22 protein-coding genes and 2 pseudogenes are annotated in these 22,427 nt (G+C 37.0%); 19 read left to right on the forward strand and 5 right to left on the reverse strand.

Going from position 1 to position 22,427, the window contains the following annotated elements:
- Positions 1-89: 89 nt before the first annotated feature.
- Positions 90-1,280, reverse strand: coding sequence for an ISH3 family transposase (locus MSWH1_RS18340; RefSeq protein ID WP_082088035.1), 1,191 nt, complete (start codon positions 1,278-1,280; stop codon positions 90-92).
- A gap of 171 nt (positions 1,281-1,451) precedes the next feature.
- Between MSWH1_RS18340 and MSWH1_RS19190 the strand changes: the two genes are divergently transcribed.
- The 12 genes and pseudogenes from MSWH1_RS19190 (at position 1,452) to MSWH1_RS11055 (ending at position 12,255) form a co-directional block, all read left to right on the forward strand.
- Positions 1,452-1,610 carry a hypothetical protein gene (locus MSWH1_RS19190; RefSeq protein WP_156148157.1) on the forward strand — a complete coding sequence of 53 codons (159 nt, stop codon included), beginning with the start codon at positions 1,452-1,454 and terminating at the stop codon, positions 1,608-1,610.
- Positions 1,611-1,751: 141 nt separating this feature from the next.
- Positions 1,752-3,206: pseudogene (gene tnpC, locus MSWH1_RS11005) on the forward strand (IS66 family transposase).
- 403 nt (positions 3,207-3,609) lie between these two features.
- A complete protein-coding gene (locus MSWH1_RS11010; protein WP_048128507.1) occupies positions 3,610-3,954 on the forward strand; it encodes a hypothetical protein in 345 nt (114 codons plus the stop codon).
- Positions 3,955-3,995: 41 nt separating this feature from the next.
- Positions 3,996-5,152, forward strand: a pseudogene (locus MSWH1_RS18345) (IS630 family transposase).
- The gene (locus MSWH1_RS11020; RefSeq protein ID WP_197074591.1) at positions 5,136-5,708 is read left to right on the forward strand and encodes a hypothetical protein; all 573 of its coding nucleotides are present in this window, start codon (positions 5,136-5,138) and stop codon (positions 5,706-5,708) included. The pseudogene MSWH1_RS18345 and the gene MSWH1_RS11020 overlap by 17 nt, the downstream one beginning before the upstream one ends.
- Complete coding sequence (locus MSWH1_RS11025; protein ID WP_048128511.1) at positions 5,701-6,213, forward strand: hypothetical protein; 513 nt, start codon at positions 5,701-5,703, stop codon at positions 6,211-6,213. Before MSWH1_RS11020 ends, MSWH1_RS11025 begins: the two co-directional genes overlap by 8 nt.
- A gap of 204 nt (positions 6,214-6,417) precedes the next feature.
- The gene (locus tag MSWH1_RS11030; protein WP_048128513.1) at positions 6,418-7,002 is read left to right on the forward strand and encodes a site-specific integrase; all 585 of its coding nucleotides are present in this window, start codon (positions 6,418-6,420) and stop codon (positions 7,000-7,002) included.
- Positions 7,003-7,026: 24 nt separating this feature from the next.
- Entirely contained in the window at positions 7,027-7,764 is a 738-nt protein-coding gene (locus tag MSWH1_RS11035) for an NUMOD4 domain-containing protein (protein ID WP_156148158.1), read from the forward strand.
- Between the two features lie 152 nt (positions 7,765-7,916).
- Complete coding sequence (locus tag MSWH1_RS11040; RefSeq protein ID WP_156148159.1) at positions 7,917-8,396, forward strand: hypothetical protein; 480 nt, start codon at positions 7,917-7,919, stop codon at positions 8,394-8,396.
- Positions 8,393-8,812 carry a hypothetical protein gene (locus tag MSWH1_RS11045; protein ID WP_048128521.1) on the forward strand — a complete coding sequence of 140 codons (420 nt, stop codon included), beginning with the start codon at positions 8,393-8,395 and terminating at the stop codon, positions 8,810-8,812. The genes MSWH1_RS11040 and MSWH1_RS11045 overlap by 4 nt, the downstream gene beginning before the upstream one ends.
- Positions 8,813-9,370: 558 nt before the next feature.
- Positions 9,371-9,595 carry a hypothetical protein gene (locus MSWH1_RS11050; protein WP_048128523.1) on the forward strand — a complete coding sequence of 75 codons (225 nt, stop codon included), beginning with the start codon at positions 9,371-9,373 and terminating at the stop codon, positions 9,593-9,595.
- A 182-nt stretch (positions 9,596-9,777) separates the two neighbouring features.
- Positions 9,778-12,255, forward strand: a complete 2,478-nt coding sequence (locus MSWH1_RS11055) for a hypothetical protein (protein WP_048128525.1) — start codon at positions 9,778-9,780, stop codon at positions 12,253-12,255.
- Positions 12,256-12,623: 368 nt separating this feature from the next.
- On the opposite strand, the gene MSWH1_RS11065 is transcribed toward MSWH1_RS11055, so the two are convergent.
- Together MSWH1_RS11065 and MSWH1_RS19195 are read right to left on the reverse strand one after the other, a co-directional pair.
- Positions 12,624-14,480, reverse strand: coding sequence for an ATP-dependent endonuclease (locus tag MSWH1_RS11065; protein WP_048128528.1), 1,857 nt, complete (start codon positions 14,478-14,480; stop codon positions 12,624-12,626).
- A 119-nt stretch (positions 14,481-14,599) separates the two neighbouring features.
- On the reverse strand, positions 14,600-14,767 hold the full coding sequence (locus tag MSWH1_RS19195; RefSeq protein ID WP_156148160.1) for a hypothetical protein: 168 nt from the start codon (positions 14,765-14,767) through the stop codon (positions 14,600-14,602).
- A 116-nt stretch (positions 14,768-14,883) separates the two neighbouring features.
- Here MSWH1_RS19195 and MSWH1_RS11070 point away from each other — a divergent pair, with 116 nt between their 5' ends.
- The 5 genes from MSWH1_RS11070 (at position 14,884) to MSWH1_RS11095 (ending at position 18,454) form a co-directional block, all read left to right on the forward strand.
- Positions 14,884-16,419 (forward strand): beta-propeller fold lactonase family protein, encoded by a 1,536-nt coding sequence (locus MSWH1_RS11070; protein ID WP_231591739.1) that lies wholly within the window; start codon positions 14,884-14,886, stop codon positions 16,417-16,419.
- Positions 16,420-17,061: 642 nt separating this feature from the next.
- A complete protein-coding gene (locus MSWH1_RS11075) occupies positions 17,062-17,370 on the forward strand; it encodes a hypothetical protein (protein WP_048128530.1) in 309 nt (102 codons plus the stop codon).
- Positions 17,371-17,418: 48 nt separating this feature from the next.
- On the forward strand, positions 17,419-17,634 hold the full coding sequence (locus tag MSWH1_RS11080) for a hypothetical protein (protein WP_048128531.1): 216 nt from the start codon (positions 17,419-17,421) through the stop codon (positions 17,632-17,634).
- Between the two features lies 1 nt (position 17,635).
- On the forward strand, positions 17,636-17,971 hold the full coding sequence (locus MSWH1_RS11085; protein ID WP_048128534.1) for a hypothetical protein: 336 nt from the start codon (positions 17,636-17,638) through the stop codon (positions 17,969-17,971).
- 249 nt (positions 17,972-18,220) lie between these two features.
- Complete coding sequence (locus MSWH1_RS11095) at positions 18,221-18,454, forward strand: hypothetical protein (protein ID WP_048128536.1); 234 nt, start codon at positions 18,221-18,223, stop codon at positions 18,452-18,454.
- Between the two features lie 477 nt (positions 18,455-18,931).
- On the opposite strand, the gene MSWH1_RS11100 is transcribed toward MSWH1_RS11095, so the two are convergent.
- Positions 18,932-19,321, reverse strand: a complete 390-nt coding sequence (locus MSWH1_RS11100; RefSeq protein WP_231591741.1) for a hypothetical protein — start codon at positions 19,319-19,321, stop codon at positions 18,932-18,934.
- Between the two features lie 361 nt (positions 19,322-19,682).
- On the opposite strand from MSWH1_RS11100, the gene MSWH1_RS11105 reads away from it, so the two are divergent.
- Both MSWH1_RS11105 and MSWH1_RS19200 read left to right on the forward strand, forming a co-directional pair.
- A complete protein-coding gene (locus tag MSWH1_RS11105) occupies positions 19,683-20,465 on the forward strand; it encodes a metallophosphoesterase (protein ID WP_048128538.1) in 783 nt (260 codons plus the stop codon).
- 240 nt (positions 20,466-20,705) lie between these two features.
- Positions 20,706-20,843, forward strand: coding sequence for a hypothetical protein (locus tag MSWH1_RS19200; protein ID WP_156148161.1), 138 nt, complete (start codon positions 20,706-20,708; stop codon positions 20,841-20,843).
- Positions 20,844-20,873: 30 nt separating this feature from the next.
- Here MSWH1_RS19200 and MSWH1_RS11110 read toward each other — a convergent pair whose 3' ends face one another.
- Positions 20,874-22,061, reverse strand: coding sequence for a lipopolysaccharide assembly protein LapB (locus MSWH1_RS11110; protein WP_048128540.1), 1,188 nt, complete (start codon positions 22,059-22,061; stop codon positions 20,874-20,876).
- Positions 22,062-22,427: the final 366 nt, after the last annotated feature.

Below are 22,427 nucleotides of genomic sequence, written 5' to 3' on the forward strand. Positions count from 1 at the left end.
TTTCCACTAACAGTTCTCAAAAAATAATTTTTTATCGAGTGATTTTATAGCATAAGCTATTAAGTTAGCAATTTTTAATTCAATACAAGTTATATTGTAGTTAATCGAGTGCGTAGCACTCGATTTCGTTCTTCATTAAACCATCTCAAACATTCCAGTAACACCTTAACTGGAATAAAATTCAGCGATTTTAGCCCATATCTAACAGCTTTGTTTATGTCTTCATTTATTAATGATTTTAGCTCATAAGCTGTAATTTCGATAACTGACTTTAGCATATTTAGAACATTGTACATGATGCATTGAATAACAAAGAACAATACTCTTGCTACTGGTGATTTTGTACATGTTCGTATCTTGAAGTCGTTTTTCACTCTATAGCCAGTTTCTATGTTCCATCTTTTTCGGTATTCTTCAGGAATTGTCTTTTCAAATTTCTCAGTTGATTCTGCCTCTTTGTTTGTAGCAAACAGGATGTACTTTTCCTTTTTATCATCATATATTGCCACAATATTGAAGGAAGGTCCTCCTTGCTTAAATTGATATTCAAAAATTACTGAAGTATTTCCCCATTCTTTTTGATGATTTTTAAGTTCTCTATTGATAACCTGATTTGATTTAGCTGCTATAACAAAATTGACTTTAAGTTCATCTAATTTTGAAATCACAGCTCTATTACAAAATTCCTTGTCAAGGTATGATGTCCCTGTTTTTACACCTATTGCCTTAAGTCTTTCGAATAAAGATTCGATGAATAGAGAATAATTCTTGTTCAAACTATTAATGTCGATTACGTCAAGTGTCAAGTGAGAAGTTCCAATTATATCCAGGGTACAAAACGATTTACCCCACGAACTGCCATTCTTTGGTTTTATGCCCCTAATTCCGGGAGTATTTTTGTCTCCATAAAATGGAACATCATGAAAATCAATAGCTATGTCATGAACAGTGTTTTCAAGTTTCATCATCTTGAAAATCTCAAAATTCATTTTTCTGAAAGCAGAAAGAGTATCTTCAATATTATTGTCTTTGATGTAATTGAAAATAGTATCTGCTGAGGGGATTCTTAAGTCAGGATTTTTGCTTTTGAGGTCATTACTTGCAGATTCAAGAGAGTTTGTAGAAAATGTTGAGGCATGTAATAACACGTTTAAAATGTCCTGACATTCATAATTTGCAGATTCTGGCAAAGTTATTATATCATATTTGCGAAACAATTCAGAGGATACAGCCATCAAGCTGGCTGTATCTATGGCCATGGAGTCGTTTTTGGTTGGCATCACAAACGAATTCCATGGTTCATTAGATCTTTTTTTCGGTAAATCATAAATATTTGATGACTGCCAAATTCAGCATTCGGAACTTGGGTTATTCGGAACTACTGAAATAGGTAAAAAGATAATATACTAATAAATGCAATATATAATGGATTTTAGAGAGGGTAACAAAGTATGACAACAGATAAAAATGAAGCACAAGGAATATTCACTTTCTTAAAGCGTGTAAAAGATGGGGAATATGCACCAATTGAGACCAGTTCTCTATCTTATACTAGAATAGAAGAGAAAACTGAATTTAATGAAGAAGTTTATTACTATGGRATTAGCTGATTAAATAACTGATTTTTAAGCTTCCATATTTTTCTTCCCTTTTTGTATCGTAACAATTCAGGTAGCCTTTGAAAGGCTACAATTTTTCCTCTTTTCGAGGAAAAATTGCATATAAATTGAATCCTATTTTGTTTCGTTATTATGCTTACACGTGAAGAGATCCTCGTTATCTATGAAGCTGGTCCTGAAGCTGTAATTTCTGTAATCCAGAGACTTGAAACTATCATAGAAGAACAAGCTATTCGAATTGCTGAACTAGAAGAACGTGTAAGGATTTTAGAATCTCGCTTAAATCAAAATAGCAGAAACAGCAGTAAACCTCCTTCTACTGACTTTTTAGTCAAAGAAAAACCTAATCCCAAGAGTCTCCGGAAAAAGAGTGGGAAGAAACCTGGAGGTCAAGAAGGTCATCCAGGCACAACTCTTGATATGGTTAATGATCCTGATTAGGTAATTGAACATTCTTTGACCTGCTGCAAAGAATGTGGACATACTCTTGAGGATGTTGAAGTTGAAGCTTATGAGAGAAGACAAATTTTTGATATTCCTCCTGTAAATCTAATTGTTACGGAACATCGAAGTCAGATTAAGACCTGTACTCACTGTGGAAAATCAAATAAAGCTTCTTTTCCAGAATCTGTGAAATATCCCGTCCAGTATGGTCCTAATATTTTAGCTTCAGCAATTTACTGTAAAAACTACCAGTTTATTCCCTATAAAAGGATTTTAGAGTTTTTTGATGACGTTATGGGGATAAAAATCTGTTCTGCTACGATAATCAGAGCAGAAAAAGAATGCTTCCGGAATTTAGAGGAGTTTGAAAATGTGAGTCAGGAGAGGTTAATAACTTCTCCTGTAATCCATTGTGATGAAACTGGGATGAAAATTGAAGGAAAAAGGCATTGGCTTCATGTAGCTTCTAATGACAAATACACCTGTTATTTTGCTCACTCAAAAAGAGGATCAGAAGCAATTAATGCCATGGGAATTCTTCCAGAGTTTAAAGGAATAGCAGTTCATGACGGATGGAAACCCTATAACAGTTATGAATGTGATCATGCTCTTTGCAATGCTCATCTCCAGAGAGAACTTACTGGAATTGAGGAGAACTATAAACAGCAATGGGCTAAAGAGATGAATGAACTGTTAACAGAAATGAAAAAGTATACTGATGAGTGTAAAGAGCAGGTCAAAGATCTGGACTTTGAGCAAATTAAAGTGTTAGAAGAAAGGTTCGATGCTGTAGTCATGAAAGGGATTGAAGAAAATCCACCTTCTCTAAACCCTGAAAAACAAGGAAAACGTGGTAAAAATCCAAAAACAAAAGCAAGGAACCTACTTGACAGGTTTATAGAAAACAAAAAACAGATCCTGAGATTCCTCAATGACTTGAGAGTTCCGTTTGAGAATAACCAAGCAGAAAGAGACATAAGGATGATGAAATTACAGCAGAAAATATCAGGAACTTTCAGAACTATACAAGGAGCGGAAGCTTTCTGCAGAATTAGAGCTTATATCTCAACCATTAAAAAGAACGATTTACCTGTTATAGACGGTATTCTCGTGGCGCTCAAAGGAGCGCCGCTATTATTCTGAGAATTTCAGCATTTTGCTGAAAAAACATACTTTTTTATCAGTGGCTGAATAGTTACTTTGTATCTTTAATGACCTTATAATGACCTCTTATAGCGTCATTCCCTCTCACTTAGGGTGGGTCGTTTCATCCCGTCCCTCCTCAACACGTTTTTTAACACACTTTGGATGAAATTAGAATTCTCTTTGTGAACCCAAAGGAAACTATTTTTTCCTGCCTTTTCTCTTTCTTACATGAACAGGTTTTAAGTTAAAATCTATTATTCACTTTTCCCTGACACCATCATTTTATGTTAAAAGGTTGCTATTGAAAAGCTATGAGGTTGGTCAAAATATCACTTAATCGTATAAAGTTAAGTTTTAGCAAAAATTATATAGAGAGTACTCTTTCACTCATAAGGTATGCATGAGTAAAACTATTCAAGTGAACTTAGGAAAGATTACGCATAAATCTTTTGGAAAAGAAAACCCTTTGGATGTAATATATGATGGATTAAAGGGTAATGTGGCAGTTTCATCTGAGTCTTTTTTATATCACTTTAAAAAAGTGGATTTGTTAGAAATAGCTGACTCACGTGCTATATATGGTGAATTATATAAATCGAAGCTATCTTCAAAACATGATGTTTTAGTGGATAAAGAAACTTTAACATACGACCCTGAAATCATTGACGAATTATTTGCTGTTAGTAAATTTGTTGTCTTCAGTGATTTATCAATTGCATTTACTAGTGCTTCGATTCTGATATAAATCCATAAAATAATTATATTAATTGTTAGATAAATAACCTTATGTCTCGTATAAGCCGTCGTTCCAAATTATCATTTACTCAAAAAGATTTAGACTATCTTATCAAGCTCAGCCGATCTAGAAATCAAGCAGCAAGCATTGTTGAAAGATCTAAAATCATACTTTTAAGCTATCAGGGAAAAAACGATACTGAGATATCCAGAGAGTTGAAAGTAGATTATAAAACTGTAAGAAAATGGATAAAAAGAGTTTTAGATTTAGGGGTTAAAGAAGGTTTAGTAGACAAATCCAGAAGTGGAAGACCTCAAGACATTAGTGCCGAATCACGGGCTTTTGTAATTTCACTTGCATGTACGAAGCCAAAAGATCTTGGTCATCCTCATGAAATCTGGACTCAGAGACTTCTTGCGAAGCATATACGGGAGAACTGTATCAAAGAAGGACACCCTGATTTGTCGAAGATAAATCAGGGAACAATTTCAAAGATTCTCAATGCAAGCAACATAAAACCACATAAGATCAAATATTATATTGCTAAAGTTGATCCAGAGTTTGATCAAAAAGCAGCCAATGTTCTGGATACATATAGAGAAGCTAAAAGACTAAATGAAAAAAAAGAAAAAATGAACAAGTTAAGATAGTGATTATTTCCTACGATGAAAAACCAGGTATTCAGGCAATTGGAAATGTTTATCCAGATCTTATGCCAGTAGAAGGGCATTATTCCTCAATAGCAAGAGATTATGAGTATAAAAGACACGGAACTCTTTCACTGTTAGCTGGAATTGATTTGATATCTGGGAGAATTTATTATAAAGTATTTGAGCAGCATAGAAGCTGTGAGTTCGTTGAATATCTTAGAGAGCTTGTGTCAATGTTTCCAGAAGAAAAAATCATAATTATTCTGGATAATCTTAAAATGCATACATCAGAAGAAACTCGGAAATACCTGGCGACAGTTCCTGATAAATTTGAATTCGTTTTCACACCCAAACATGCTTCGTGGCTGAATATAATCGAAAGTTTTTTCAGTAAAATGGTGAGAGGCGTGTTGAGAGGAATAAGAGTAGACTCAATAAAAGAATTAAAAGAAAGAATTAGTCAATATATAAATCAGCTCAACAAAAAACCAGTTCTATTTACGTGGAGATACAAAATGGAAGAAAGGGATGAAATGCCTGGTGGAATCACAATCTAAAATGGAGTTAATTAGGAATCGATATACTAGTAACCATAAAATAGACGATGATTGTTTTATAAAATATTTTAAAAAGTTATATCATCTTAATGCAACAGAATTATTCTCAAAAATAGAAATTCACTATCAAAAAGACAACTTTGATATTTTTGAGAAGATTAATTCATTTTCTAGATTAGTAGAAGTCTATCTAATTAACATAAGGAAGTCAAATCCATGTCCCAAACCAACATTTGACAAAATAGAAGCACTGTTAGACAAAGAACAAACGGATGTTTTAACGGCTAAATTTAAATCGGAAAAACAAACTGGCCTATCAAGAGATTTAGATAGTCATATTATGAGCGGTGTTTCGATAGCCGATTCAGGATATGGAGGTAGTGTAATTTTAGGTCAAAATCCAGATGGTAACTTTGAAAAAATTAACTTAAAAGATAAAGCCGTAAGAAAACGAATTGATGAAATGTTAACAGAAGAAAAAACTCAATTTGCTCTTGCATTGCTGACTGTTTTTAAAAAGTATATATTTTCAGAGGATGAACTCGTAAATGATTAAAGATGTACTTCTATACAAAAAGCATTTTTATAAAGATGTAGGCATATATTTTGGGTTACTACTAAGTGCCGTTTACTTATTCATATTCAATCCGTTTAATTATATCGTTGATGTCTTTAAATTAAGAGTATGGATAGTTGGTATATCGTTTTCTATTATTGCATTGCTAGTTGTATTCTGTTATCAATCACGAAGTTCTTCAAAGGAAATTGTTAATGATTCTAAAAATGGTTTTTATGAACTATTATTGAAAAATGAAATACTGGATGAAGTTGTCTTTTTGTATAAATGGAATGTCAATATAGGAGTTTTTACGATTCTTGTCTTGGTTGCCTACAACATAATAGTATTTTTGAGGATATTTAGTACTGTTACATTAGGGTGCATAACTGTAGCACCAATTTTCTTCGTTGTTTGGACGATTTCAGAGTTCCGTTATTCTAATCAATTATCTAACAAGCTAAATGAAAGTGTTTTAAAATATAGGAAAATACACTCAAAATAAAAATACTAACTTCTTGGTTGCATGACTCTATCCAGCTAAAGAATCTTTCTACTATGCTTTTCTTTCGTTTTTACTCTCTAATTTCATACGTTATATTCCTATTCCCGCCAAAAAAGGCACACAATGTAATAAGCCTCAATTTATTTATAGCATGATTGGCATATATATTCTTACTAAAAATTATAAATGGAATAGGGGTCAAAAATGGGAAGATTTTCTAAAACAGAATACAAATCTGGACAGCACGCTTTGACGGCTGGACAAGTCAAGGCATTGCTTTTATCCTTTAACAACTTGCAAGATAAAGCTATGATAGCTCTTGCAATTTCAATCGGGTTGCGCCGTGAAGATTTGGTTAATGTTAAGCGTAATGATTACAACCCTGATACTGGAAACATAACATACTACGAAAGCAAGAAAAAGCGCACCAGAACCGTTAAAATCCCTTCTGCGGAAACCATACAGCTTCTTAACATGCATATCCAGACATGCAGGAAATCACCGTGGCTGTTTCCATCTCCGAAGCAAACCGGAAAATTTGCAAATGCCCACATTTCTTCAAGGCAGTGCTATGACATCCTGAATGAGCATCTTGAGCGGACAGGGCTTGAAGCCAGACCGTTTCACTCATTGAGAGCCACATGTTACAAGCTGGCTCAAGCTTCTGGTTGGACACAGAGGCAAGCCTGTGAGCTATTGGGGGATTCTCTGAGAGTTGCGGAAATCCATTATGATGCTCCGAGTATTGGAGAAATGCAGGCATTGGCACTAAGTAAGCCCCTCATCTGAGGGGATATTATGAAAACATGTTCAGTGTGCGGGCTTGAGAAAGAAGAGAAAGAGTTCAGCCGGTCTAAATACGTGGTCTGTAAGGCTTGCTTTCCTGAATTAAAAAAGAAGCAACGGCGAGATTACCAACGAGTCAACAGGGAGCGATTCAAACCTTATAAAAAAGAATATGAAAAAAAGAACAAGGAAAAAATCAATGCACAGCAAAGGGAACGAAGAAAAAAGAGAAAAGAGCGGCTTCAGCGCGGCGAAGGGATAATTAAGCCTGAAAAGCCGAAAGAGATAATAAATCCGGTAAATCCGGTAAATCCGGTTAAACCAGTTAAACCAAAAAAAGAGAAGCCGGTTAAGCCGAAAGCACGGAACATCCGTGCACTACCAAAAAAACTTGAGGATAAGATGAAAACAGAAGAATGGAAGGTAATAACGGGCTTTGAGGATTACGAAATCAGTAGCATTGGGCAGATTAGAAGTAAAACCCATAACAGTAGAATGATCCAGCCCTACAGAGCACCTTACGGCATTATGGTAAGCCTTCGGGCGGCAAATGGAGCACACCGGACAATAGGGCTTAAAGCTCTGATGAAGCAGGCGTTTGGAACATCCTTGCCAGAAGTTCCACAGGTCAAACAGGAAGTTCCACAGATCAAACAGGAAGTTCCACAGGTCAAACAGGAAGTTCCACAGATCAGAGAGAAACCCAAGGAGATGCCAGCACCAAAACTGATCCTTGACGAGTCAAGCTGTGAGGCTTGGTTGTAATTGAAGCTAATGCTTGCCATTCAAAAAATAGAACGGGGCTAGTATAAATTTATGGGCTATTTTTTGGATGGTCTTAAACTCATTAAAATAAGTTGATAATTATGAACGAAATTGATGCATACTCAGACAGGCTAAGTAAGGAGGATAAAAACATGATTGAAAGAGTAGAAGTTGAAAATAGTCTTGTATTACTCTGTGATGATATTACGGAATTTATGCAGGCGAGCCAGATTCACGCGGGATATAAACACTCTGAGAAGGTTCTTATTGCCCTTGGGGCGGAAAAGCACGGTGATATATATATCCTTGAACGGAATCTTGACGCAGAGTATGGCGAGTTTAGCATTGCACCCTATACCCAAAGGGTAAAAAGCTTCATAGAACGCATAGGAAAAAATTATGAAATCGTGCTCTCAAGGACATATTATTCGAAAATGGCTCATGTGTGCCTGAAAAAAGATATCTCAAGAAATTACTTTGAACGCTTTGAGCGTGCTACCCACGCAAACAAATACGGCACTACAATGGGCAGAAATGACATGTTCTATTGTATGCGTACCGTGTTCGCAACAGCAGAGGATACAATAGAGAGCAAGAAGGGAAAGAGAAAGAGAAGGGTGATGCTTGAATGACTGCAACCGGTGTATCACACCTTTATAATCAGGCAAAATATAGAATACTGAAAGCAATATATGAAATGACCAAGAAAGGAGATTTAACTTCTGTCACAGCAAAAGAAATTGCTGAATATACTGGTATGGGACAACACAATGTTGAAGACCGCTTGAGTCATTACAGTAAACGTGTAAAGAAACCTCTAATCTTGAGAGGTGCGAGAAAATCAGCCTGCTATCCATATAAGTACAGGGTGTCTGAGGCTGGCATAAAATGGCTCAGAGTTGCATACAATAGGCGACAAAGGGGATATGACCTCAACTTCAAGCATCTGGTTTGTTTCCCAAAGTGGCAACCGAAGGTGAAACCAAATAAAAGAGGATTGGAAGCCGGATTAGACTTGGAAACAGCAAGAGAAGCCGTTGGTCTGTGATAGTGTCGCCTGATAGTGTTTCAGCATTAAGGGCTAAGATGGCAACTGATTGTGTTTTTCGGTTTTCATTTCAGCCCTTGGCAAGCTTACTCTCTTTTTTCTTTAAATTTCTCTCTTTTTTCTCCTTATATATTACTGGCGGGCTTGATTTTTTCAGTCTGGCAGGGTTGAACGGGATTATAGGCATTTATATACTGGATATAACCAGCAGGGCAAATTTTCCGGCTGGATTTTTTTCTTGAGTTGCGGCATGTTTCAAGGCTGTTTATGTCTTGGCGGTTATGCATGAATTGTGCACAACCTATGATGCTCTAAGAAAATCTTGCATACAGTAATGCGATTCCTTCACTTTGTAAACTTAATCCTATATATACCCGTTGGAGAAACACGCACAGAAGGCTTTGTGGTGCAATGGTTTCAAAATATTTTGAAATAAAGGCGGCTGACATATAGCAACATAAACTCATTTTATAACTTTCTAAAAAAAGTAAACGCTTAAATATAAGTTGCGATTTTGTTCAAAATATCAAGTTTTGGTCAATTTATAGGGTGGTATGAATGAAAGGTATCATAGGATTCCAACGAGCAGTCAAACTTCTCGATGCTGGTTGGGTGCCTGAAGAGTTAAGGCTACAAAGAATATCAGAAGAAACAATTCAAAAAGCAATACACGCAAACGAAATAAAATGGAAAGATAATCCAGATGATTATAGTAAAGTGCGACGTGCAAAAACAAGACGGCAGAGAATTAAAAACTACACAAAGAACGGAGAAATGTGCTAAAACAACAAAACAAAAAGGATTGATAGAAAGCACCTTTCAAGCTACCAACAAGAAAGGCGCAGAAAAAGCCAGAAACAAAACTTTCGTTATATGCTAATTAGTACGTAAGTATAAATAAGTTTCGTTCATTATCGGCTGGCTTGTTCTTCTTCTGTCAATCCTGACAAACAGGATTGATACTTATGAGTGAAACAGAAGTAATTGAAAATTTTTGCAATACTATCACGGATATTAAAGCTCTAAAAATAGCTGAGCGCCTAAATTCTGTATTAAATTTGACAGATGCACGGCTATTAGCGGCACATGCAATTTTTCAAGCTATGCGAGGAAAACCATACTCAGTTTTCAATGTCATGAAGGTCGTTCGTGCAGGGGCAACAACAAGCCTAATCCTTGAAGCTCTCAGGCAGGGCAAGAAAATTGTTGTTATCGTTCCTCACCACGGAATTGCGGAGGAAACCATTGTAAGGGATGTTGTGGAATTGGGCAAACTCCAAAAAGAAGACGTATCCCATGTGAAATCAAACAAAGCTTGCTTATATCTTATTGACAAGATGGAAAAATTCCCAGACCTGAAAAGACTTGACACTCTAATCTTACCAACAGATTGCACCGTATGTCCAAGGTTTGACGAGTGCCCTGAAATGGATATACTCAAGAAAGACCCACAGGTAATTGTCCTTACCTACCACAAACTCTGTGTACTTTTGGAAAAGTGGCTCAACAAAGAGAAGAGCGAGGATGAAATTATATTCAAAATTATGGATAAAATTCTAAGTGCAGATATCCATCTCTTTGATGAAATCCACACGTATTTAAATCTTGATTCCGTGCCGGTTGAAATAGAGAGAACAAATCTATCGAGGAAGACAAGAGAAAAATTAATTGAGATTTCGGGTATTAAAGAAAAGCTCGAAGCAACACCTGAGGCGAAAAAAAGCTATAAAGAAATCATAACCCTTGTAAACAGATTTGAAGAAATAATGGATTATCAAAACTATGATATACGTCATGATAACCTGTTTTCTGAGAGATATAGCGAGATGACAAGGAACATAACGTTAGCAGTGCGGAAAATATATCAAAAATCTACAGAGTTGCAATATTATTACAACCACCTACAAGTATATGGAGAAAACACATCCCACATCGGTTCATTCCAGACAGTAAAATTCATAGGATCAGTAATGAAGCAAGTTGAACTTCTTACTATCCACAGGAAAGAGTATGGAATAGAAATGGATGATATAGTCAAACTTCAAAAAATCATCAGCCTAGTAACAGCAGAAGTCCTTGTAATAAGCGGAGTAAGAGCAGATAACGATATTACAATTACCTTTGCACCGGCAAAAAAAAGATCAACATCACTCATTTCAGAATACATAGGAATTATTACAAACAGGAGAAACGGCACACGTAGGGTATTGCTTACAAGTGCAACAACAGATGAAAGTGTCCTTAATTTTCCAAACTTATGCAAATTCATTGACAAAAACAAAATTGAGAATATGTTCTTCGGCACTGGTGGCGACCCGCATAACACAAACGCAAACCATCTCGTAATCTGTGACAACAAAACATACTCACCACACTGGGGCAGATATTCATTCTGGAATAACAGGTATGAGATTGCCGAGGATTGCATAAAAATAATGAATGTATTTGGCGGAGACAACTGTTTTATCTGCGCTCCAAATCAGAAAACAGCAAAGCTAATAAAAACATGCTTGGCAGAAAAAGGATTTCCGCATCATGTAACATATTATAAAGCCCGTGACACTATGGGAACACCTTGCAAGGCAAGAGTAGGCATCATGATAGGAATGGCTCACAAGCCCGCAAACACATTTGATATCATCACAGAAGATGCAGAAGAATCGAGACAGATGCTAACATATTCGGTTCATGCTGACACTCTTCAGGCTCAGGACAGGACAAAGGATTCTATGGGCAAAGTGCCTTCTGTTGTGTTCTATATCGGAGCAAGGACAAATCCAGTTGCAGGGACAAACACATGGGGAACAGGGCGCAAAACATCCTTAGAAGATGGAACTGTCACATGTGAATCCTATCTCACCAGAGCAAAAATTACAGAGAGGAAGAGTCTTGATGAAGGAATATCCCTTGCAAAGATTCATCTTGGTACGAAAAACCAAGAACAGAAGGTACAATCAAAATATAATTGCACTGAGAAGAATGAAAAGTACAATGCTTATATAAAATTGTACAATTCTTCAATCTCAGTGCAATTATATTTTAGAAGTGAATTGACTTTAAACGAAACCAGAAACGAGAAATGGATTAAAGAGCATTTCGATGAAGAAATCAGGACTCAAACAGTCATAGACGGAAAAACCCGCATAATTTATCTTGAGGATATAAGCAACGTTCCAAAGCTCTGTGCTTACCTCTCCGAAAACAAATACTCATACATCCTTGAAAGAACCCCTGAAGACAAACAGGCTGTCAGGATATGTGTGCAGGAAATATCAGGGCAGGAAGCAAAGCGCCTTACAATTCAGATAAAGAAGGATGCAAAGATAAAGGGCAAGGCATATCCAAATAAAGTCACAATGAACAGGAATATGAAAGAGCCTGAAACTGTTCCTTCACTGTTCGGAAAGAATTGCAATAAGGTAGAGTTCATGGAGATGGTGTAATATGCTTTACAGAAGAAGAAAATGCCCGATTTGCGGCGAAAAAATGAAACTTCACGGAAGGGCTTCAAATCCTTATACAGAATTTGGAGTTATGTGCTGGCACTGCTTACCCTGTAAAATGGAATTCAATTACATGAAAACAGCGCAAACATGCGGAAAGTACCTTTTTTTGGATTCTGAAAGAATCAAGGAAAAACTCTGAGGATTCAATTGAGTCCTCAGAAACCGCCTCCAATTAATTCTAATGCTCATAGAGCCACTTTATTTCCTTTCCTGAACTCTTGCCTATCCCTGACAAATTCCGGCTTCTTTTATCCATTGAAATTCTTTAAATCCTGCGTCTTCCAGAAGCAATCATTTCAAAGGATTCATCCATTATTCTCTTTAATGAATTGGTATATTCTTTCGCAAATGCCTTTTGCTTCATTTGAAAGGTCATCCCATTCCGTAATGTATTTTCTAGCTCTCAGACAGAAACCAGATTTATCGCTAACAGTACCAGACTTATCAGCATAAGAAGCCGTTCTTTTTTTATCAGCACCTAATTTATCATCAATAAATTTACCAAGGTACACATTTTTGTAATCCGACTCTTCAAAGTCCTCAATTATCGGGTCTGCTTTCTCATAATCCTTGACAACTTCTAGGAGTACTTTCTTACTGAGAAGGTTTTCAACTTCTTTACATTCAAGGCAATAAAAGCGAACTCCAAGTTCTTTTTCTAATTTTTCGTGTCTTCCATCCTTATTTTTATCTTTATCAGTAATCAAAAATAATTTTCCACATAATTTCTCAACATTAATGGGGTGGTCTTCTTTATCTAAGAAAGACCAATGAGTTATGTTTCCCCCGCCATATTCCACAAAAGAATAATGAAAATCTTCCTTGAATTCAGCAAAATCTTCTCCTTTATTTTTCATATATTCAAGGTATAATTTCAAGTAATGTCTGAAATATAACCTGTCTGTAATTCCTTCAACCCATATAGTACAGTTTGATAGAAATACTGAAGAATTACGGACTCCCAAAAGTTCAAGTGCACTTCTATCGCCTTGGGACAAGTTTTCAATAGAAAATTTAGGGTCTTTCTCATCATGAGTTCCATCATCAAGTTTTTTTCTTAAAGTGTACACAGAAATTTTTGAAAAATCAAAAGTTATGTCTAGTAAATGATTTGAGTGGGTAGTTATGAAATACTGGTAGTTTTCAAACCCTTCTTCGCAAAGTAAAGTTTCAATTAACTTTCTCTGTAATCCTGGATGTAGTAATTTTTCAGGCTCTTCTATGAATACAAGTAAACTTTTGCCTTTGTTAAGGAAAAGAGGCATTGTAAGAATGATTATTGACTCAATTCCATCACCAACTTCATAAATAGGTCTCTCTGTTTCATCTCCGACCTTTACTGTAATAACGCCATTTGATTGTGAAGGAATTAATGCGATGGGTTTATTATCAAAAAAATTTTCAGAGAGATATTTTTCATATCCTGCTATCAATTTTCGTTCCTTAAGATTTCCTAATAAGAAACGTTTAATTTCATTATAAGATGTAGACCCTGTAAAGACTTCGATTTTGTTTGAGACTTCATCAGTGAAGTAGTCTTTTCTTATCCTTGTACCGTAGAAGTCTGCATACTGAAACCCTTCACTCTCAGTATATTTTATGGGCTTCGTACCTCTGAGTATGGGAATGTATATTTTCTGAAACTCAGGTAGTTTCAAAGACTGTTCAAGATTTTCTCCAAATATACATGTTTTTACCCTAAATATTTGAAATAAATTTTGGGCTATTGTGGTGTGTGATACTCCTTCCGAAAAAATGTTACCTTGATTTTCCAATTGTTGAATATTTTGTTCAAGTTTTGACAGTTTCTCATTTAAGTTCATTGATTTATTTATAGATTCAATATTTTTTATCTCATCCAGTGTTTTATATAGGTTTATGAAACCTTTAATATCAATCTTTTTTTTCTGAAAGTAAGATTCAAACTCATTTTTGAGATTTTCAACAAAAGTATTGTAGTCTTCAATAAAGGATGAATCGGGAACATAATCTAATTCGTTTGACAATAAACTTCTTAGTAGCCTACTCTTTCCTGAATTATTCTCTCCAACGAAGATATTTAACTTTGACAGAAACCTTATCCGATTTTCGGAAGTTTCAGAATTGTTTAAAAAGGAATAGTTCTCATCAAGAAGTTTAACTTCTTTAATTAAATGTTGCATAGATTTGAAGTTCTCTGTGAATGTATATAAAAGCTAATTATTAATGATAAACTAGAAAAGGAATCTGATTCTCAGAAATTCTGGCAGAACACTAACGCAGATATATTCTGTTTAAATGCTTAAAACAAGGTTCTTTGTTTGCTGGATTTAAGTGGCTCAATAATTTCTGGATAATCGTTTTTCGGGTCTCTTGCTCCAGCTCCAACCTCCCATTCTTCCAGCTTGTCTTCAGGGAACGGCTTCAATAATGGGAGAAGCTTACTCGCCTCATCGATATCAGGATTCAACCAAATCTCTTCTTCCTCTTTTTCACGATATTTTTGAAATATAACTTAAAAAAGAAAATTTTTAATAAGACCACTCTGGAATATATTGAATGTAAAAAAAGGCGGAGGAGGATAAGTTGAAGAGTTACAAAAAAGTATTTTCTCAATTTTTATCGGTAGCATCTTTGATTTTATGTTTGTTTCTTGTTTCATCTACAGCATCTGCAAGTCCTTATGCATATATTTCGAATATGTGGAGTAAAAATGTCTCAGTAATTGACACTTCCACAGACAAAGTTATAGGATCGGTAAATGTTGGATATTATCCATTAGGAGTTGGAGTCAATCCAGCAGGAACAACGGTATACGTGGTGAATGAAGAAGGAACTGTCTCTATAATTGACATATCCACAAATAATGTTATTGGAACTGTGGAAGTAGGAGAAATTCCTTACGGAATTGCAGTTACCCCTGATGGAAAAAAGGTATTTGTTACTGATAGCGGAAATGTCTCAGTAATTGATACTTCAACCAACAACATCACAGCCACAGTGTCTACCGGAGATACTCCTCTGGGAGTTGCAGTAACCCCTGATGGAAAGAAGTTATATGTGGCGAATTGGGGTAGGCAAGATATAGTCGCTGTAATTGATACTGCCACAAACAGAGTTGTAGGAACTATAAATGTTGGATACCATCCTGTAGGAGTTGCAGTAAGCCCTGACGGAACAAAAGTGTATGTGACTAATATCCGTGAACATTTTGAAGGCATAGTAGAAGTGGATGCAGACTTTGTTATCGGCACCGTCTCTGTAATTGACACAGCAACAGATACTGTTACAGATACAGTGAAAATTGGAGAAGAACCTTCTGGAATTGCGGTCAGCCCATCAGGAACAAAGGTATACGTGGCGAACTATGGCAACAGTAGCGTAAGTATAATTGATACTGCAACAAACAAAGTTATAGGAACCGTGGAAGTAGGAAGTTATCCAAACGGAATTGCAGTCACCCCTGATGGAAAAAAGGTATACGTAGCAAATCAGGGTAGCAATAACGTTTCCGTAATTGACACTGCTACAAATAAGGTTACTGGATCTATTAATGTAGGAAATAGTCCTGTTGCCTTTGGACAGTTTATAGGAGGAAAGTCAGTAGTTCCTGTTTCAAACTTCAATGTCAATGCCACACATGTTATAACCGAGTTGAATGAGTCTGACAATGGAACAAACATAAGTCTCAGAAATGGAGAGATTTTCTATTTAGTACTTATCGACTATGGTTCAGATGGGGGTTATGCTTCACAACTCAATATGAGTCAGGGTCTCACAATTCTTAGTGAGAAAGTAGTACAATATAATCTTCCGTCACTATATATAGAAGAAAGAGGAGGTATGAGCGGGGTTCGTATAAGGGAAATTAAAGCTATTTCTGAAGGTAGCCAATATATACATGTAATATACAAAAGACCGTGGGAACAAGATATAGCAAAAACGTATAATGTTAACCTGACAGTGAGCGATGAAAATATTTCAGGGTCAAATGTTGAACAAACGGCTGAACAGATCCAAAGCCAAAATACTTCTGAAAATAGTAATATGAAAACACCTGACTTTGAAATAGCTTACAGCATAGCCTGTCTGTTTAGTGTTTTTTTGTATAAAAGAAGGTAAATAATCACGAGAACGTAGGCATTGTTCCAAATAAACTAATTGCAAAGATTGGTTCAGGCTTTTGGAAACCCGATGATCTTACAGTTGTTAGACCGAAGATGTGCGAGATTTTTTTCTCGCTATCGGTCTCAAAAATTCCTGGTATAGGTGAAAAAAATATCGTTCTGGATAAAGGTGGAAAATATGAACTCTCAGCAACACAGAAGGAAGAAATTAATGTAAGAAATTTATGGGGTGTTCAAAATAAAATTGACTTCGAGAACTCTTAACAACCGGCATTACAGCATATCCAGAGTAGTAAAATAAACCCTCATCCTTTCTTTTCTAATTCATTTTAATGATTTTTGAGCTATTTTTTGCGCCCGTATGGGCATTTACCCTATCCCTGACAAATTTATCCTAATTCTGCACAATTTCCAAAGCTCTCTCTATTCATAGACAAGTTATATATGACTATGACTATTACTATGTATGGCAAAAATAATAAAATGTCCGAAGTGTGGGTATGAATGGTCATACTCAGGTAAGAAATTGGTAATAATTGAAAAAGGAAAAACAGTATATGTAAGCTGTCCGACCTGCTGAACCAAATAACTGTGACAAAACAGGATTGAATAAATAATATCAGGGAGTTGGGGATAGATGATAAACGAAAATGAACAGAAAGCATGGGTCATACTTGGAAAGTTGTATCAGGAAGTAATAAATGAAAAAACATCCCGTGGCGAGTCTGTGGAATTTGCGCCAACGCTGGAAGTTGGAGAAAATACAGAAAGAGTATTCAATAAGCTCATTGGTTGGGCGTACACTGAGGACAAAAAAGAAGATTTTGGTATCTGTTTCGATTGCATGTTAGAGGAAAAGTTCAGGATGCCAATGGATGAAGTCAGGGAATCCTTCCAGATGGGAATACAGGCGGCAAAAGTTCCAATTCACCCAAGCCAGTCGTAAGAGTTCCTGAATCAAGCAGTTTATGGTAAAAACAAGGGTGTGGGAATAATGGAACGGAGTAAAAACAGCTTCTTAAATGAATGCGCAAGGGCAAATGATGCTTTACATCCTTATACTGGTGACTATACTCATCATGTCTTTAAGGCTAATGAACAGCCTAAAGATATGCTGAATGAATGCAGGAAAGCCAAAGAATCATTAATGGAAACCGCAAAAGAACCACGGATGCATAAAGTAAAGCGGCTTTTAAGGAGTATGCGGTAACATGGGATTTTTCGGCTGGCTGGATAGGCTGTTACATCCACGGGGAAAGAAACACAGGCATCATAAGAGAAAGAGCAGGGTCAGAATAGCGTATCTTGTTTGTGTTGAAAGGTCAGGCTATCAGAGAGAACATGCTGATTATACATTCTGGTCAGGGCGCAAAGCGCATAACTACGCTAAAAAGTTATGCCGGAAAACCAAGACGGCAATAAATGTTTATAAAGTCAATATAGACAATTATAGCTTTGGCGATGGGGATACATTTGATATCCACAGATACGGGATATTTAAAGAATGGACTTATGAGTGGAAGGCCGCCGGTGTGTATGCAAGTTAAATGGAGTGGGGGAAATGGCAAAGATAAAAATCCATCGCTATGGAGCAGATGGAAGGAATATATCAAAGCGTGTTTGTGCTCTGTATGATAGACCTATCGCTTACATTAATCCTGATGCTCCAAAGGAATCCATTCTTGATGCGTGTGGAAATTCAAAAGAGCTTCGCAAAGACACAAAGAGGAAAACCTCTTTTAAAAGTAGAATTAAGATGTTTTTAAGGAGAGTGCGCTATCATCTAAGAGTTCGGTATGGTATTAGATGGTTTTATTGATAATATTTTTATAATTCCCTTTATATCGTCTTATAATATCCAAAAATCCGATAGCGTAAGCCCTTCTAAATTAATCCTTAAAAGAGGGGCACAGGGCGCAGGGAAAGATATGGAAAACCCTTGCCCAATTTGGAGTGAAGCAAGTGAAAAAGCTATGGCAAAAAGCTTGCTTCAAGTTTGCACAGAAGAAAAGCTGTCTGTGCTATGGTGATTTTATGGCTGATGTTAGATGTTTATCGTTAGTCAGGGCGGGCTGTGAACAGGTAAAATTATGACCGCACAATAGCAACAGATGATACCCGCCCGATTGTGAAAAGATAAAGGTGATTGGGAATCAGGTTGTGTCTCCTGACTCCGCCTATAGCTCCACATTCCCTATATTAAAGAAAATGCTTGGAATTCACAGCAAATATATATTATTCTTCTTCCTTTAAAACCTTTTAGTTTATTTAGTCCTGTCTGCCAATCTATTTTCAAAATCGCCATACTGAACAGATACTATTTTTTAAGCCCAATCCACGCCTTTAAATCCTTTGAAAGCGCCAGATAGCTTGTCAAAAATGACAGAGTTAAAATAATTAGCTATATTAAATTCTCTAAATAAATTAAAAAGGAGAGGCTTAAAAAAGATAGGGACCAGAAGAATCTAAAAATAAAAACAGATGAATCGAATATCCGGGTAACTCCATTAAACTCTGTTCACATGCAAACTGTACCTTGTCTCCACATCATACATGCCCTTGAGTTCTTCTTCAGTCAGGGAACCTTTCTCTATTAGCTTACTGAGGTTCTTCCTGTCAACTGATTCGACCATATCCCAGAGTTCACGCTCCATAAGATAAGGCTTCAGCCTGTTAATGTGCCAGAGTTTCCAATCCACCCTGTACCGCCTGAGCTCCACATGCCCTACTCTCAGTACATCAATTTCTTTTTCCGCAAAGGTATTCATAATGCGGGTCCTGAGTTCTTCACGCCTCTTTTCCAGAATAGATATTGCAGAGACAAGCTCTTCATACTCAAGCGCAACATCTGCAAGGTCCATTTCTTCAGGGTCCTGTTCACTGATATCAAGTTCCATTTTCCCATACTCCTGTTCAGATCCTTAAACTTCGCATATCTCTCTTTATCTTGCTCTTTATTCATTACCTCTTTTTCCTACTTTCTGTTTTTTCTGCTTGAACTTCCTTTTCTGTTTTAGTATATGCAGGTAATAAGGTTTAATACCACATATTCGTGCGGGAATTTATTATTGAATATTAGCTGCAGACTGACCTTCCGGTATCTGGCTCGGAAATGCTTATCGAGTAAAACTCCCTCTTATCCCATAAGAAAAACTTCCGGCAGGCAGTCTTTACAGTCTTTAAGCTTCTGAAAACTTTATTCAGGAAATTTAGAGGGGTGGTTTCATAACATTAGCAAATGACCTTGAAAAAGCAAAAATGAAAGAAGAACTTAGCCTTCTCCTCCCGAAGATAAGTAACGTACTTGAGTCCGAACCTGCTGTGCTCCGGATTGACCCGGAGGCTACGGAATCGATTATGCTTATAGGAGATATCCACGGAGACCTTGATGCCCTTGACTTTGTAATGGGAATGAGAGAAGAACTGGGCTGCAAACACATGCTTTTTCTGGGAGACTATGTGGACCGCGGGATGCAGGGGACAGAAGTCCTGATAAAGCTTTTCCGGCTGAAACTTGAAGAGCCTCAAAACATTTTCCTGCTCAGAGGAAACCACGAAACTATGGATATGAACATCTATTACGGCTTTTTTGAGGAAATTGGCTTTGACCGGGGTTTTCTCCTGAATGTCAGCAGGACATATGACAGGCTGCCGGTAGCAGCAGTAATCTCCGGGCAGACCTTCTGCGTGCACGGAGGAATCAATGGAATCGAAAGTGTTGATGCCATCACAAAAGAAGGCGCTTTTCCTTATCTATGGAATGACCCCTCAAAACGTCCGGGGCTTAGCACTTCATCAAGGGGTTCTACTGTTAAGGAATTCGGACCGGATATTGTTGACGGCTTTTTAGAGACAAATGGTTTTAAAAGGATTGTGAGAGGGCACACAGCTCTCAGGACCGGATATGAATGGTGGTTCGACGGCAAACTGCTTTCCCTTTTTTCCTGCCCGGATTATGTGGGGCTCGGAAACGCTGCTGCTTTTGCCTTGATCGAGAAAGGAGAGCTAAAGATCATTACCTTTATAAACCGGTCTCAGTAATATAGAAAAGTTAGCCTGAATAAGTAGAGACACAGCCTGATTAAAGCGAAAAATTAGTTGAAGTAAAAGAAAAAAATTGCTCCAGCCTGAATCACTACTTCAAACCGGAGTCTCTATATAATGCCGGACCTTTGATAGTTTTTATCCAGGGCAAAAAACATAAAAAGTTGGGATATAAAGACGGATGTCAGAGTTATGCCGTGAATATAGATATCCATTGATAACGATAGATGTTTTTGAATGCCTGAATATTTTAGTTCGGATCTTTTGGATTTGGATCTTTTGGATTTGGATCTTTTGGATTTGGATCTTTTGGATTTGGATCTTTTGGATTTGGATCTTTTGGATTTGGATCTTTCAGTTATATTTACTGATTAAATCTTGATTAGATCATCTGGTTAATCGCTCTTAATCCAGAATAATCCAGGTTTCTGTCATTTTGCTCCCTATATCCGGGTCGAGTTGCATTGCTTTCATATACTGTATTTTAGCTTCGTCAAAACGATTCATTTTTCTCATAAGCAGTCCGTAGCTGTAGTGGAGCGGAGGGTAATAAGGATTGAGAGTAAGGGCTTTTTTGTATTCTTCCTCTGCTTCGGGAAAGCGCCCGAGTTCCGAAAGAAGGTTTCCGTAGCTGTAGTGTCCCTCAGCGCTTTCAGGGTCAAGACTGAGAGCTTTTTTGTATTCCAGCTCAGCCTCGTACCTTCTTCCAAAGCGGGCAAGAAGGTTTGCATAATTGGAATGGACTTTTGCATCGTTCTGGTCAAGGGCAAGGGCTTCCATGTACTGTTCTTCAGCTTCCGAGACTCTGCCTTCCCTTGCGAGAAGGTTACCATAGTTGAAAAGAGTTCTCCTGTGCCTGGGGTTAAGGGAAAGAGCTTTCCTGTACTCGACCTCGGCTTCCAAGGAGCGCCCAAGAAAAGAGAGTAAAACACCGAAGTTGTGGTGGAGGCTGGGGTCTTCAGGGTCCAGGTTCATGGCAAGTCTGTATTCTTTCTCGGCATCCCTGAGCCTACCAAGCTCAAAGAGCAGGTTTGCATACCCGCCTCTGGCAGGGACATAGTCCGGGTTGCCAACAAGAGCTCTTAAGTAACACTCTTCTGCTTCAACTCCATTCCCGTATTCGGTAAGGAGGTAAGCGTACCCGGCATTTGCCTTTACATTTCCAGGCGAGCTTTCAAGTACGGTTTTATACTCATTTTCTGCATCCTGAATCATTCCGAGCTCTAAAAGAAGTTCAGCGTAAGCGCATCTTACATCTGCATTTTCAGGGTTTTCGCTCAGAATTTCACGGTAGCTTGCTTCGGCTTCAGGGAAAAAGCCCAGTACATGTGCTGCAGTGCCCAGCGCATAACAAGAATCTTCACGGAGCTTCCCGGAGGCCTGCATTAAGCAGACCTTTGCAAAAACGTATTCTTCCATATGCATTTTTTGCTGCCTGCATGCCCTGGAGAGGTTAAGTAAGAGTTCTGGGGAAAAAGATTTCTTTTTAGAGCTTTTCAGAGCAAAATCAGCTGCATAGGGGAGGTTTTTCTGGTCTGATCCGATTATTCCAATTACTTCGTATACGAAATCGTCAATTGCGTCAAAGTCCATTATCCGGCACCTCAGAAGACTGAGTGTTGTTAATTGATTAGGGGGGTTGTCAGTGTAACATCCGGAGTATAGTTTTACAATTAATTGAATATATTAGTGAGTGAATAGTGCGTAAGACTATTTGACATAATATTAGTGTTTGAATAGTGCATATGAGAACCAGTATAATATTACAATAATCGTATAACACTCTATCCCTTTATTACACAAAATAAAACAGATGATTGCATTGAACGACAGCGTTTTCATAAAAAAATAGATTTTGCAGGATAAAAAACAAGGGAAGTAGGACAGGATAGATTAAATAAATATATAAGAATACATAAAAACATAAAAAATAATACGATTGACTGAGATAAAAAAGTG

The organism is Methanosarcina sp. WH1, assembly GCF_000970005.1.
GTDB lineage: Archaea > Halobacteriota > Methanosarcinia > Methanosarcinales > Methanosarcinaceae > Methanosarcina.